The sequence below is a fragment of the Paenibacillus enshidis genome (genome assembly GCF_042136365.1).
GTDB classification, from domain to species: Bacteria; Bacillota; Bacilli; order Paenibacillales; family Paenibacillaceae; genus Paenibacillus; species Paenibacillus enshidis.
In genome coordinates this window covers 1-13,734 of the sequence record NZ_JBHHMI010000024.1, presented here as the reverse complement: position 1 = coordinate 13,734, position 13,734 = coordinate 1, and the positions used below count along the sequence as shown (strand labels likewise).

Genomic DNA, 13,734 nt, shown 5'->3' with positions numbered 1-13,734 from the left:
TACCTTCAAAAAAGCTAAGCGGAAGTTTTCTTGCGATTATAGGATGTTCAGCCCGCTGAAAATGAAAAAGCTGCAGCCGGAGGCGAACCTCCGCTGCAGCTTTTTTTGCCTGCCTGGTTGTCAGTTGATCAGCTCGCCTTCCTGCAACAGCAGGTAAAGCACTTTGGCCGCTGCCTCACGCGTAGTTGGCGCCTGCGGTCTGAAGAAGGAAGAGCCTCCTGCTGCTTCGCCGTTCATCAGCCCGGCTGCCGTTACTTTCTCAATGCTGCTCTGTGCGTATGCTGCAGCTGAGGAAGCATCGGCGTATGGAGTACGCGCTGAACCCTGGGCATCAGGAGTGATCTTCAGCAGATCGATAGTCTTGGCCAGCATAACCGACATTTCCTGACGGCTGATGTTGGCGCCCGGATCGAACGTGCCGTCCGGCCGTCCGCTAATCAATCCGGCCTGGTAGGCTGCCCCGACATCACTGGCATACCAGTTGCTTGAGCTTACGTCAGAGAACGGCGTGCTTGATGCTGGCTGCAGTCCGAGCGCACGTGTCAGCATGGCTGCAAACTCGGCGCGCGTGACGTTCTTCTTCGGCGAGAACGCCGTTTCCGAGGTGCCGTTGACCAGCAGCTTGCGTGCCAGGGATTGAATTTCGGATTGAGCATATGATGAAGAAATATCATTGAAATTCACTGCTCTGGAAGCCGCTGCGTAGGTCGAGAAGCCTGGGCGGCTTATTTTCACGACGGTCGTTCCGTCTGCCTGGCTGCTGAAGACGGAAGGGGCAGGATACACCTTGCCGTTATTGGTATACAATACGCCGGCCGTATTGGCTTTGAGCTCGCCCGGCACGGTGAAGGCGCGGACAATCCGGACTCCAGCCGGTACGGTAATAGGCTCGCTGGTCGAACTGGACAGGACATTGACTTCAAACGCTGTCGGCGTTCCGATGAGCGAAGCCCCGGCAAAGCCGTTCGTGAAGTCAGATGCCGCCTCTGCTTCGCTGCTGACGATCAGCTCCAGGCTGGCGCCGGAAATCACGGAGCTTAACAAGGATAATGGAAGAGCCAGCGAAGCTCCGTTACTGTTCAAAATCAGGCTGCTGTCTGCGGCTGCGCCCGACAGAATTGCAATCTGTGCGGCAGTGAGCGTCAGCTTCGTTGTAGCCGTGCCTTGATTGTTGGCTGAGATGACGATGGCTGCCGGTGTCTGACCGGCTGCGGTCAAGGCAGCTTGCAGGTCCGTATCGGTTACGGCCAATGTCTGCACATTGCCGCTGACAATCGCGGAGGCTGCTACAGCCTGGGTGGTTTGTCCTTGCTGCACAACCGTCTGAATGCTGCCGGCGCTCACTGGAGCAGGCTGAGCAGGTACCGGTGTCGGGCTTGGAGTTGTGGAGCCTCCGCCCCCACCTCCAGATCCACCGCTGCCGCCGGACCCTTTGTCATCATCGTCGTCATCGTCATGTCCGCCCCCGCCGCCGTTGCCGGGGTTACCAGGGTTAGCTGGAGTGTTATCGACACGCAGCGCTTTGGATGCGTAGTATGCGTCCAGAGCCCCTTCAAAGAAGGTGTAGTTTCCGTTTTTGTCCAGCTTTGGCGCAAGCAGTGTTATTTTATAGACTCCATCGGTCAGGTGACGGTATATCGGGTTTCCGTTCCCGTCTGTTTCCAGATTTCCGTACACATCGAGTCCTACATAGGAACCGTCGAAGTCTTTAAACTGGTAGGCCCCCTGCTGCAGAAAGCCCGAATCGCTGGATATTGCGTCCACTACCCCGACCAATTGGTCATCCACACCGTAAATCTGTAGTTCGATGTAGTCGGTATTGCCCGCAGTCAGACGGAAGGAAATGTCAGTTGTATCCTGCTTGCCATCACTGTTAGGAGTAATGACCGGATTCGACAGGGTCATCTCCTGCAGGCCAAAGCCGATAGCTGGCAGCTCGTCTCCGACATGGACAGAGAATGGCAGATGCAGGGTAGGAAGACCTGCGCTTTCCAAAATGACCTCGCCTTCATACACCCCGTCGGCAGCTCCTGCCGTTGGCTGTACGGAAAGAACGAAGGGCTCCGTGCTGCCGGCCGCCGCTGAGACCAATCCTCCGTCGATTCCCTGCAGCTCGGCCTTGATGTTGTTCACATCCGGTGTTGGCACAGCCTTATCATCACGAAGATCCAAAGTTACGTCAGGATGCATCACAACGGAGGCATTGTACTTCACGCTGTCTGGGGACACGTTTTTCAGCTGAAGCTGGATTTGCTTGGCAGCACTGCCGGCCGGCATAACGCCGAAGCTTGCAGAGGAGCCATAGTTGGTGACATTTTGGTAATTCAGATCCTTGTTCAGTATGGAAATTTGCTCAACCGTCTGCAGCAGGGCAGGGGTTTCGATCGCCTTGGCGATATTAACGCGTCCTGCACCCTGCGAGTAGACGTCATAAAGCGTGCCATCCCCGTCATGCAGAGCATCGGATGTATTGGCCAGGGCTGCGCGCACATCAAACGGAGTCCAATCCGGATGCTCCTGCACGAGCAGAGCCGCCAAACCGGCTACATGCGGGGAAGCCATACTTGTTCCGCTGCTGCGTTCATAGGCCTCCTCATAGGAAGCATCTTCAATATATTTGCTCCATTCGGGGTAAGTGGACATAATATTCACACCCGGAGCAACCACGTCCGGCTTGATTCCGAGCAGCCCGTCGCTGTTGGGTCCACGGGAGCTGAATGAAGCAATGGTGTCCCCGGTGACATCGTACCGTGGATAATCGTCACTGAACGTAACGGATGCGAACTGTCCTCCGCTGGCCAGAATGCTGCGCGCCAGAGCGCGGCCTTCCTTGCCTTTCATATCGAACGTCGGAACGAAGCCCAGGCTGTCCCCAACGCTCACATTGCTGTAATCATTCCGGTTCGGGACATTCTCGGACAGGTCGGCCTCATCGGTGCTTGTGCCGCTCGTACTGCCATTGAAGATAATGGCTGCTTTGGCGCCATGCTCCTGGGCAATAGCGATTTTGTCCACGAAGGCCAGATTGCCGCGGGAGATGAGCACCACTTTGCCTTCCACGTCAAGGCCTTCATAGTCCTCGACCTGACCCAGATCCACATACACAAGATCCAGCGGGCTGGTGCCGAGAATACTGGCAAAATCCTCATCGCTTGTTCTCCAGCCCATCATCTGGAACTCATGATCATGATAGGTGGAAGCGGTGACCGAGCTGTAGGTATCCGCTGTTACGGACGCTGCCGCGGTGAAGGTATAACCCGGCGAAGTTGCTGCCCCTACAGAAATCCCCAGCTGTGAGGAGGCGGGTGATCCCATGGAATAGAAATAGGAGCCGTTTGGCGCATCCCCCGCGTTACCGTTCGCAATGACCGCTACCACGCCGGACAGCACCGCGTTGTTGATGGCGATGGAATCTGGCGAGTTGGGATCCTTCTCCTGATCGGACCCGAGCGACAGGTTGATCACGTCCATTCCGTCCTTGACGGCCCGCTCAATTCCGTCGATGACCTGGGCCGAGGAGCCGGAAGCCCGGGATGAGGACCCGTTGCGGCCAAGCACCTTGTAAGCATAGAGGTCAACATTGTAGGCGATGCCTTTTTGCACAATGTCAGATGTGGTATTTTGGGCCTGTCCGGCAATCGTGCCGGCTACGTGCGTGCCGTGCGAGGTTCCCGTGAAGCCGGCACCATAAGGATCCTCACTCACCGTAAGGGGCGGTTCCTCATAGGGATCGTTGTCCTGATAGAAGGAATCATAGCCGCCTTTGTAGGCATCCTTCAGATCGGGATGGTTGTAATCGATGCCGGTATCAATGACGCCGACCTTGATGCCTGCACCCGTCAGTCCCTGCGCCCAGGCCTCCGGTACACCGATCTGCTTCAGTGGAGCTTCATCAAAGAGGGCATCATAAGTAGCCTCTTCCGCTGTAAGTGCAGCTGGCTCTTCCACCGGGATGGAGAAATACGTTTTGTTCTCATGGACGGATTTCACTCCCGGCAGTTTGGCCAGGGCGGGGATCTTATCGGCAGGCACCGTAACTTCCATACCGTTAAGCACTGTACTGTACTTATAGTTGACGGTCAGCGGAATGCCCTGCTGTTTGGCGAGTTCGACCCATGAAGTCTGTTCTCTGGAGATGGAGGATTCGGCGGAACGGGCGGAGAAGGTCCCTAATCCCCGGGCGGCGAATCTTTTGACAGCGACTGGTTCGCTGCTGAGCTGTACGATAACATTTACGTTCCTGGAAGATGAGGTGTCCAGCTCAGGTGAAATATAGGCAGGTTCCGGAGCGGCCTGCAGCTCTGAACGCGGAGCATCCAGCTCAAGCCCGGTCTGTGCAGGGTCAACTGGAGCAGCCAGGCCGGTGGATGGAAGAGAAAGTCCGGCAGCAAGAATAAATGCGAGCGAAACGGCTGGTAATTTTCGTGGGAAAGAATACTTTTTCAACAACGATTCCCCTCTTTTCATTCAAAATATAATTCTTTGAACTGCATCGAGCTGGAGCGTCTGCCGGGTTTTGCTTGGCCTCCTTTCTTTTGAGAATTTAAGCCATGGTGACTGGGTGGATATGTAGTTTTGAGCCATATGTTACCATATAAAATGGCGGTTTACTATCATTTTTTTAATAGATTTGGGATGAAATAGAGATTTGCGGTGAACTCCCTGGTATGGAGATGAGAGAAATATTTTGAGGAAAATGCGCTTTCGGATGGCAAAGCTGCAAGCATTAATGATATAATCTGCATTGGAATTGTTGACTTTGAAATATACTCTCTTAAATAAGGAGTCGATTGGAATGGCAAAAACACTCATTTTCGGGCACAAAAATCCGGACACAGATACGATTACTTCAGCGATTGCTTATGCTGCATTGAAGACACAGCTGGGAGCCGACGTCGAGGCTGTGCGGCTGGGGGGAGTGAACGGAGAGACACAATACGCTCTGGACTACTTTAAAGTAAGCGCTCCTCGCCTTGTGGAGAACGTGTCTGAAGAAGCGCAGGAAGTAATTTTGGTCGACCATAACGAGCGCCAGCAGAGCGCCAATGATATCGATAAAGTCCGTGTTACCGAGGTGATCGATCACCACCGTATCGCGAATTTTGAGACAGCCCATCCGCTGTATTTCCGCGCTGAGCCTGTCGGCTGCACTGCCACTATTTTGAACAAGCTTTATAAAGAGAACGGTGTCGCGGTTCCGAAGGACATTGCAGGGCTGATGCTGTCTGCCATTATTTCGGATTCCCTGCTGTTCAAGTCCCCGACCTGCACGGAGCAGGACGTTGCCGCAGCACGCGAGCTGGCTGAAATTGCTGGTGTAGATGCGGATAGCTACGGCTTCGACATGCTGAAAGCGGGTGCCGACCTGAGCAAGCATACTATTGAGCAGCTGATCAGTCTGGATGCCAAGGAATTTGATATGAACGGCCGCAAGGTGGAGATCGCGCAGGTTAACGCGGTTGATGTCAATGACGTGCTGTCCCGCCAATCCGAGCTGGAAGCCGCTTTGAACAAGACCATTGCTGATAAAAACCTGGATCTGTTCCTGTTTGTGGTTACAGACATCATTAACAGCAACTCCGTAGGCATTGCCCTGGGCAGCCAGGCGCAAGCGGTGGAGAAAGCCTATAACGTGAAGCTGGACACCAACAAAGCGGTGCTTGAAGGTGTAGTTTCCCGCAAATCGCAGATCGTGCCGGTGCTGACCGATACGTTTAACGCGCAATAAGCGGATTTCAACAGCAAGGCATCGAAGAAAAAGCCCTTGTCCGACAGGACGAGGGCTTTAGGCACTGCTGACAGCGTTTATGTCAGTAGAGATCCAGCATTCGTTTGGTTTCTTCACGCACACGCTGCCTGAACGATTCGGGCTCCAGAACAACGACATCCGCCCCCCAGCCGAGCACCCACTGCAGGATTTCCTCGGGCTGCCTGACACGTAAATGGGCAATGTAGCCATCCTTATGCTCAAGAAGCTCCTCTAAATAAAAACTGCCCGTTTCTCTTACTCTGTCTGCTATACGAGACTGGACAAAAATACGGACATCAACATTTCGGTCATCCGGCGGCCGATATTCCTGAAGATTAAAATGCTCCGGGCGTACAAATGATTCCTCCAGAACGGTAAGCTCGCTTATGCGGGATAAACGAAAATGCCGCAGCTCCTGTCGCAAATCGCAATGGGCCAGTAATGTCCACGAACCATTGACAAGCACCAGACCATAGGGCGAGACCGTCCGGCTGCTTTGGCGGGTGCCGTCAGCATAGGGGACTTTTTTGGAGTATCGGAACCTTACCTTTTTTTGCTCCAGAACAGCCTGTCTGAGCAGCTCAATCCATTTCAGTTCAAATTCGTTAACTGAAACGCTGCTTGGATTGACCAGTTTTGTGGACATTTGCACCCGGGCCGCATCCTTACGGATATCTTCAGGCAGAACAGCTTCGATCTTGGCCCGGGATGACTGCGCGCTCCTGACATACGAGACTTCAAACTTTTGTTCGACAAAGTGTGTTCCGATCAGCAGGGTTACCGCCTCCTCCATGGTGAAGCTCACGGGAGGCAGAAAGTATCCCTCCATCAACGAATATCCCGTACCAGGGGCCCCGGCGATCGGCACCCCTGCTTCGCTCAGGGCCTGAACATCGCGGTAAATCGTGCGGATGCTTGTTTCAAACATATCCGCCAAGTCTCCGGCTCGTACTACGCTTCTGCGCTGCAGCTCAAGCAAGATAGCCAGCATGCGGTCTGTTTTGTTCACACGGTTTGTTCCTTTCTTCGCAGCAGTCTCGGACATATTTACTGCTATTTTAGAGGATGCCCGCCGGATGTTCCATATATTTTCGTTTCATCTGAAGCCGATGCTGTTTTAAGGGAGCCTCGCCTCTACGGCCTGCAGTCCCTGCGTGATCTTATTCTCCCAGTTGTTAGTTTTCTGCAGGGAGGCATGAATGCGGGCCAACTGGTCATACACGACCATCAGTTGGGACAGAGCTGTAACCGCATCGCCTGCTTTAATGGCGCTGCGGTACTTCTTGTTGGCAGCGGTTTTGCTTTTGCGGGCAGTGGCGATCGTTTTGTTTTCTGCAGTAATTTGCTTTTTCAGCGCTGTAACAGAAGTGAGCATATCCTTAAGCGTCTTTTTCTTGGCCGACGCCTGCTTCTTGGCTGTGCTCAGCGTTTCCTTCTTCGCTTTGATCTCCGCCTTGGCCAGGGTGTAGGAAGGCTTGAGCTTGTTGCGCTGCAAATCAAGAAGGGCGGCAGTCTTGGTGTTCTTCTGCTTTCTTGCCGCAGCTGCCTGCTTGGTGAGGGAAGAGTATTGGCTTAGAAGAGCTGCATGCTTCTGCTCGATCTGCTTGACTTCAGCAGTCAGCCTGGATAGCAATGCCGCATCGGTAGCCTGAATATTTTTGTTAAGAGTCTTCAGACGTTCATTATTCTTCTGCCGCAGGGTCTGGGTCTGCTTGCTCTCCAACTGAATCAGCGTCTCAAGCTCCGTAACGTCATCATATACGGCATCGAGCCCGTCCAGTGCGGCTTCCCAGCCGCCGGCCTGAGCAGGGACGGCGCTTCCCCAATATAATGCTGCAATCAGCAGCAATATCAGCATCCTGTTCCAGTTTTTCAATATCCCTCTGTTCACCAATGATTTTCCTCTCCTTTATTCAAATTGCGCTGCGCAACGGGCCGAACGCAAAAAAGCACCCCGCAAGAAAGGCGCAATGGCCTGTCCTGCGGGGTGCTTCACCCGCACAGCATAATAAAAATTGTGCTTCTACCATAACCTGCTGTCGCAAATTTGTCAACGAAGAAGCAATCTGCCTGCAGGCACCGGCATCAGGTCCGGCTATTTCAATTGCTCTGTTGTGCATTCCTCAGGCGATATGTGCTCCACAATGCTTTCGATGCTCGGGTGACGCATGGTCCCGCCCGGTGTCCATTCCAGAAAAGCCACTTTGACCACCAGCTGCGGCCTGATCCAGGTCGTTTCCCTCAGTAAGGGAGGCTTGGCGTTAAAGGGGATCGTGCCAAGCTCCAGCGGCTTGACTCTTTCGGTCAGGCCGGTCCAGTCTGTGACGGTCAGCTGTCCCGTGCCGGCGTGGCCGATATACATCAACTGGCCTTCCGGCGTATACAGCCCCAGCAGCAGAGAGTTGACCACCTTGTCCCGGAAGGTTACCCCACCGATCACGGCGTATAAATCGCGGTTGATTTTCCGCTTCTGCCATCGTTTGTCTTTGCCATCAATGAGGTAGGGGCTGTCCGTCCGTTTCAGTACAACCCCTTCAAGCCCCTGCTCTGATACCGCCCTGAACAGCGCGGTTCCATCCGGAAAGCTCTGCACGATCTGCACCAGCGGCTGCTCGGGCTTGATGATGTCCTGCAGCAAATCCTGACGCTGTGCAAGAGGAAGCGCGGTTACCCAGCGATCCTCGGCCATCAGCACATCAAACACCATATAAACGACAGGTATTCTGCTGACCGCCTGCCTGATGGACTGCTGTTTGCGCAGGCTGTCCCTTTTCATAATCTCGTGAAAAGAAGGCTTCCCCCCGTCAAAAGCGACCAGCTCTCCATCCAGAATGAAGGAGGAGGCGGAGCAATATACGGAAGGCTGCAGCAGCTCCGGGTATTGCAGTGTTCTGTCATTCAGTCTCCGGTTGACAAGGCGCACCTGTTCCTGGCTGCAGTAGGCCAGCATTCTTACCCCATCCCATTTCACCTGGGCAATCCATTCCGGGCCGTCAGGAATATGCTCTGTCCGGACCGGCTCGAAGGGAACAATCGGCTGCAACTCCATGAGTATCTCCTTAACTTATGTCCTTTTACGAACAGGATCTGAAAACACGTTATAGGATGCGGCTTTTTACCATTTTGCATTCATACTATCTCCCTTATTTTGTAAAACATCACTCTGCCTCGCTCTAAATATGTCACACAACATGACAATGAAACGGCGCTTGTTGTGCATATCTATACAAATTATATTAAAAATATAAATTTACCACTGGTATTTAATATTTTTTTTTAGTATAGTAGCGTAGAAACGCAAATTACGTGAAGTTGTCGTACAGAGTGTGAAGATTAATAACATATCTGAATTTATTATTGAGCTTCAACCAACTTCTTGGTAGAATTTCAAGTATCTAAAGTGAACAAAAATGGGGGTTTTAACATTGAAAAAGGTCTACTTGTCAGCATTGCTGACGTTGGTCGTCGTGCTGCTTGCTGCCTGCGGGGCTCCGCCTGCCAAAGATCTCGCTCCGGAAGCATCCGGGAGCTCTGAAGCGCCTGCGGCAAACGGTGTGGTGAAATTTGCGACAGACGCTTCCTATGCACCTATGGAATTCATGGATTTGGACAAAGTCACCGGTTTTGACATCGACTTTGTCGATGCGGTGATGAAGGAAGCCGGAATGGAGTATGAAGTCAGCAATATCGGCTGGGACACCATGCTGGAGAGCGTAAAGCAGGGAACTGAATATCAGGCTGGCATTTCCTCCGTATCCATTACGGATGAACGCAAGGAAACTTATGATTTTTCCCTGCCTTATTTTGAATCCACCAATATGATTTTGGTTAAAGAGGGCAGTGACATCAAAAATGCGCTTGACCTGAAGGACAAAACGGTAGCCGTTCAGAACGGCACCACCGCCGACATTCTGATGTCCGAGATTATGGGACAGAACAGTGCGAGCCTGAAGAAGTTTGACAGCAACGCGCTTGCGCTGCAGGAAATGGCGAACGGGGGCGTTGATGCCGTCGTTGCCGATATTGCCATTGTGCGCGAATATATCAAAAACAACCCGGACAGCAAGCTGACAGGTATTACGGATCCTGAAAATTTCGATTCCGAGTACTACGGTATTGCATATCCGAAGAACAGCGAGCTCAAGGCGAAGCTTGATCCTGCGATTCAAGCCATCGTTGATAACGGAACATACGCGGAAATTTATAAAAAGTGGTTTGGCGAAGAACCGGACCTGACAAATCTGAAAGCCGAGATGACGAAGCAGTAATGCCTGGAGTTCACCCGCCTCCGTATGGCGGGTGAGCCCTGCAAAGAAAGCATGCGCATGGAGAACCCGTCGCATGCTTTCTTTACATCAAGGCGGAAGCTGAACACTTTTGGATTAGGGAAAGGAAGACCGTGATGGATTTCAGGTTTGATATTATTGCATATTACTTGCCCCTGCTGTTAAAAGGAACGCTCGTGACCATTGGCATTTCTCTGGCTGCAATTCTGCTGGGGGCGATTCTCGGGCTTGCAGTCGGGTTCGGCAGAATGTCCAGGCATGCCTGGATTCGATACCCGGCGGCCGGCTATATCAACTTTTTCCGGGGCACACCGCTGCTGGTGCAGGTTTTGATGGTCCACTTCGGGTTAATCCCGTTTTTAATCGGCCGCACCGATCCTATTATCGCCGCTATTCTGGCACTTACGCTGAACTCCGCAGCTTATACGGCGGAAATCTACAGAGCAGGCATCCAGTCCATCGAAAAAGGACAGACCGAAGCGGCATTATCGCTCGGCATGACACGCCTTCAGGCGATGAGGCATATCGTGCTTCCTCAGGCCATCAAACGCATGATCCCGGCATTCGGCAATGAATTTATTGTACTTATCAAAGATTCATCCCTCGTAGCTTTTATTGCAGCTCCAGAGCTGATGTATTACAGCAACAACATGAGAGGGCAGTATCTGCGGGTATGGGAGCCATATTTGACAGCATCATTTATCTATTTGATTTTGACATATTCGCTCAGCAAGCTGCTGCAGTATTGGGAAAGGAGAATGAAATAATATGGAACCGGTCATACAGATCCGGGGCTTGGGAAAAGCCTACGGCGCCCATGTCGTTCTGAAGGATATCAGCACGGAGATCAGCCGCAGCGAGGTGGTGGTCGTGATCGGCCCGTCCGGTTCCGGCAAGTCAACCTTTTTACGCTGTTTGAACCTTTTGGAAGAGCCCAATCAGGGAGACATCCTGTTTGAAGGAAAATCGCTGATGGACAAGACTACGAAAATCACGGAAATTCGTGCGGAAATGGGCATGGTCTTCCAGTCCTTCAACCTGTTCCCGCATATGAAGGTTATCGACAATATTATGATTGCCCCGATTCGGGTACGCGGATGGACACCTGATAAGGCCCGCGCCAAGGGCATGGAGCTGCTTGCCAAGGTTGGTCTGGCGGAAAAAGCGAATGCTTATCCGGCTTCCCTGTCCGGGGGACAGTCGCAGCGCGTGGCGATTGCCCGGGCTTTGGCTATGGAACCGAAGGTGATGCTGTTTGACGAACCGACTTCGGCGCTTGATCCCGAGATGGTAGGTGAAGTGCTGGGAGTCATGAAGGAGCTGGCCGCAGAAGGGATGACGATGGTCATTGTGACGCATGAAATGGGGTTCGCGCGTGAAGTGGGCGACAGGGTACTGTTTATGGAAGGCGGGGTTGTCGTCGAGGAAGGCGATCCAAAACAGCTTTTTGAAAAACCGTCCCATGAGCGTACGAGGAGCTTTCTTTCCAAGGTCTTATGAAAATATACTTGATTGATACAGGCGCCCCTTGAGGCGCCTTTTTGCGAATGAGGGAATAACTATGCGTCAAGTTTACCCTTGCGCGGTTCGGAAAACGGCAACCGATTCATTGAGGTTTTCAGCCAGATGAGCCAGGGTTTGGCTTGTTGCGGCTGTTTCCTGTGAAGCAGCGGCCACTTGCTCGCTTGCCGATGCAATCGTTTCGACCGAGAACATCACCTCGGAAGCCTGCGCGGCCTGTTCTTCACAAGCGGCGGCAATTTCATTGACCTTCAGGGAAGACTGATTGACCATCTCCATAATATGTCGGAAAACTTCTTCTGTTTGATTAGACTGTGAAACGGTCTCGCTAACAATGCCAGCGCTTTTTTTCGTATTCTGCTGCATCGTTTTAATGATGTCGGTAATTTCTTTGGTGGCAAGGCTGCTGCGCTCTGCCAGCTTGCGGACCTCGTTTGCAACAACGGCAAAGCCTTTGCCCTGGTCACCGGCCCTTGCTGCTTCAATGGCGGCATTTAAGGCGAGCAGATTCGTTTGTGCGGCAATATCGTCGATCACTTCAATGATATCCCCGATTTTAACGGAGTTTTCCTCGAGATCATGCATGGTTTTGTTAACCTCTTGCATACCTGCCATAGATTTATGCACAGCATGTTCTCCCTGCTGCGCGGTGGCGACAGTGGAATTCGACAGCTCGGCGGCCTCTTCCGCGCTTTTGGCCACAGAGTTGATGGCTTGGCTGAATTCCTTGAACAGTTCTGTGATGGAGGCTGCCGATTCAGCCTGGTTCGAACTGCTGCTTGCGATTTCTTCGCTGCTTGCGGCAATTTGCTGGGAGGAAGCCCCGACATTTTGCGCAGAGTTGGTTATGCTGCCAATCAGCACATTATAGCTTTCAATCATCCGGTTCAAGGACTGGGAGAGCAGTCCCACTTCGTCTTTGGTCTGAAAAGGCGACTTGCTCGTCAGATCCCCTTGGGATACCCTCTCCAGCAGACTTACCATGTGGCCCAGCGGCCGGGAAATCGAACGGGATACCAGATAACCGAGCAGAATGCTGAGCAAAATGGATCCCGCAATCAGTATGATGCTAAGCACCAAGGCGGATTGGTAGGCCTGGTCTGATTGGTTTTTAGTATCTTGTGCGTAGCTCACATTAATTTCGATAAGCTTTTGCAGGGTACTGATCACCTGATTGCCTGATACTTTCAGAGTTCCGTCCTTAAATTCGTTGAATCTAGCTGCATCTCCGTCCATAGCAAGTAATTTGGCCTGTTCGAGATACTTTATGTATTCCGCCATAAGCTGATCGAATTGAGCAAGCAGCTCCTTTTCTTCCGGAGTAAACGAAACCGGACGGTAGGCGTCAACTCTATCATTGAATGTCTGAAGCGTTTTGTCGAGATTGGCTGATAACTCCTGCTTTTCGGCCTGGGTCGGAGCGGTGCTGATATCACGGACATTGACGCGAATACTCTGAAACGAACCGTCGGCGGCTGAAAGATTTCGTACCGAAATCAAATTGTTATTATACATCTCCGTCATTTTGTTGTTCATGTTGTTAAGGCTGCTGACGGAATACACTCCGTAAGCACCTAGAATCAAACAAACCATTAAAAAGGATGTAATGATTTTTGTAGCAGTCTTTAAATTCTTATACCAATTCATTAGGCATTTCTCCCCTTTTTGTTTGCATAAATGTGGTGATTTTGCAGATCATATGATGTTTTTCGACAAAATCAGGAGAGAAATGAAGAGGATAAATCCATGATTTTACATTATTACGAAAATATTTTCACTACAGCGTAATTTTCTTTAACTCAACTTTCGTAGCAAGAAATCGGCAAACAGGCCCTGATATAACGGGGTAAAACGGAAAGGATTGTGCCCCCCCTCAGAGTCTAGTAGCCAGAGTGAGATGGGGTCTATAGGGTGTGGTGTCTGGTGTTCGTTGCCTAATGCCTGATGCCTTTCCATACAGCTTTGCACGATTATCCCTTTTGATCAGAATGCGGGGGTTGAGGTTTGGGGGCCTAGGGGAAGGAATAAAGAGAAACGGGAGAAAAGAGATAAGAAAAAAAGAGGCAGCTCAAATGGGATGTTTGGCTTGAAACAGGAACATATGTTTGGTATGATAGAACAAAGAACTTATGTTCGTGGATTATGGATTGCATCTGCAGGCGTACCTCAACGAGTACA

General features: G+C 51.8%; 9 protein-coding genes. 4 read left to right on the top strand and 5 right to left on the bottom strand.

The window, feature by feature from the left end:
- Nucleotides 1–120: 120 nt before the first annotated feature.
- A complete protein-coding gene (locus ACE41H_RS20060) occupies nt 121–4,446 on the bottom strand; it encodes a S8 family serine peptidase (protein ID WP_375357337.1) in 4,326 nt (1,441 codons plus the stop codon).
- A gap of 349 nt (nt 4,447–4,795) precedes the next feature.
- On the opposite strand from ACE41H_RS20060, the gene ACE41H_RS20055 reads away from it, so the two are divergent.
- The gene (locus tag ACE41H_RS20055) at nt 4,796–5,728 is read left to right on the top strand and encodes a manganese-dependent inorganic pyrophosphatase (RefSeq protein WP_375357336.1); all 933 of its coding nucleotides are present in this window, start codon (nt 4,796–4,798) and stop codon (nt 5,726–5,728) included.
- Nucleotides 5,729–5,810: 82 nt separating this feature from the next.
- On the opposite strand, the gene ACE41H_RS20050 is transcribed toward ACE41H_RS20055, so the two are convergent.
- The 3 genes from ACE41H_RS20050 to ACE41H_RS20040 all read right to left on the bottom strand — a co-directional run bounded on the left by ACE41H_RS20050 (nt 5,811) and on the right by ACE41H_RS20040 (nt 8,798).
- Nucleotides 5,811–6,758 carry a helix-turn-helix transcriptional regulator gene (locus ACE41H_RS20050; RefSeq protein ID WP_375357335.1) on the bottom strand — a complete coding sequence of 316 codons (948 nt, stop codon included), beginning with the start codon at nt 6,756–6,758 and terminating at the stop codon, nt 5,811–5,813.
- A 108-nt stretch (nt 6,759–6,866) separates the two neighbouring features.
- The gene (locus ACE41H_RS20045; RefSeq protein ID WP_375357334.1) at nt 6,867–7,640 is read right to left on the bottom strand and encodes a hypothetical protein; all 774 of its coding nucleotides are present in this window, start codon (nt 7,638–7,640) and stop codon (nt 6,867–6,869) included.
- A 204-nt stretch (nt 7,641–7,844) separates the two neighbouring features.
- Nucleotides 7,845–8,798 (bottom strand): ATP-dependent DNA ligase, encoded by a 954-nt coding sequence (locus ACE41H_RS20040; protein ID WP_375357333.1) that lies wholly within the window; start codon nt 8,796–8,798, stop codon nt 7,845–7,847.
- Between the two features lie 361 nt (nt 8,799–9,159).
- Here ACE41H_RS20040 and ACE41H_RS20035 point away from each other — a divergent pair, with 361 nt between their 5' ends.
- From ACE41H_RS20035 to ACE41H_RS20025, 3 genes are all read left to right on the top strand, one after another.
- Nucleotides 9,160–10,017, top strand: coding sequence for a basic amino acid ABC transporter substrate-binding protein (locus ACE41H_RS20035; protein ID WP_375357332.1), 858 nt, complete (start codon nt 9,160–9,162; stop codon nt 10,015–10,017).
- A gap of 134 nt (nt 10,018–10,151) precedes the next feature.
- Nucleotides 10,152–10,802 carry an amino acid ABC transporter permease gene (locus ACE41H_RS20030; RefSeq protein WP_375357331.1) on the top strand — a complete coding sequence of 217 codons (651 nt, stop codon included), beginning with the start codon at nt 10,152–10,154 and terminating at the stop codon, nt 10,800–10,802.
- A 1-nt stretch (nt 10,803) separates the two neighbouring features.
- Nucleotides 10,804–11,535 carry an amino acid ABC transporter ATP-binding protein gene (locus ACE41H_RS20025; RefSeq protein WP_375357330.1) on the top strand — a complete coding sequence of 244 codons (732 nt, stop codon included), beginning with the start codon at nt 10,804–10,806 and terminating at the stop codon, nt 11,533–11,535.
- Nucleotides 11,536–11,607: 72 nt separating this feature from the next.
- Here ACE41H_RS20025 and ACE41H_RS20020 read toward each other — a convergent pair whose 3' ends face one another.
- Complete coding sequence (locus tag ACE41H_RS20020; RefSeq protein WP_375357329.1) at nt 11,608–13,203, bottom strand: methyl-accepting chemotaxis protein; 1,596 nt, start codon at nt 13,201–13,203, stop codon at nt 11,608–11,610.
- Nucleotides 13,204–13,734: the final 531 nt, after the last annotated feature.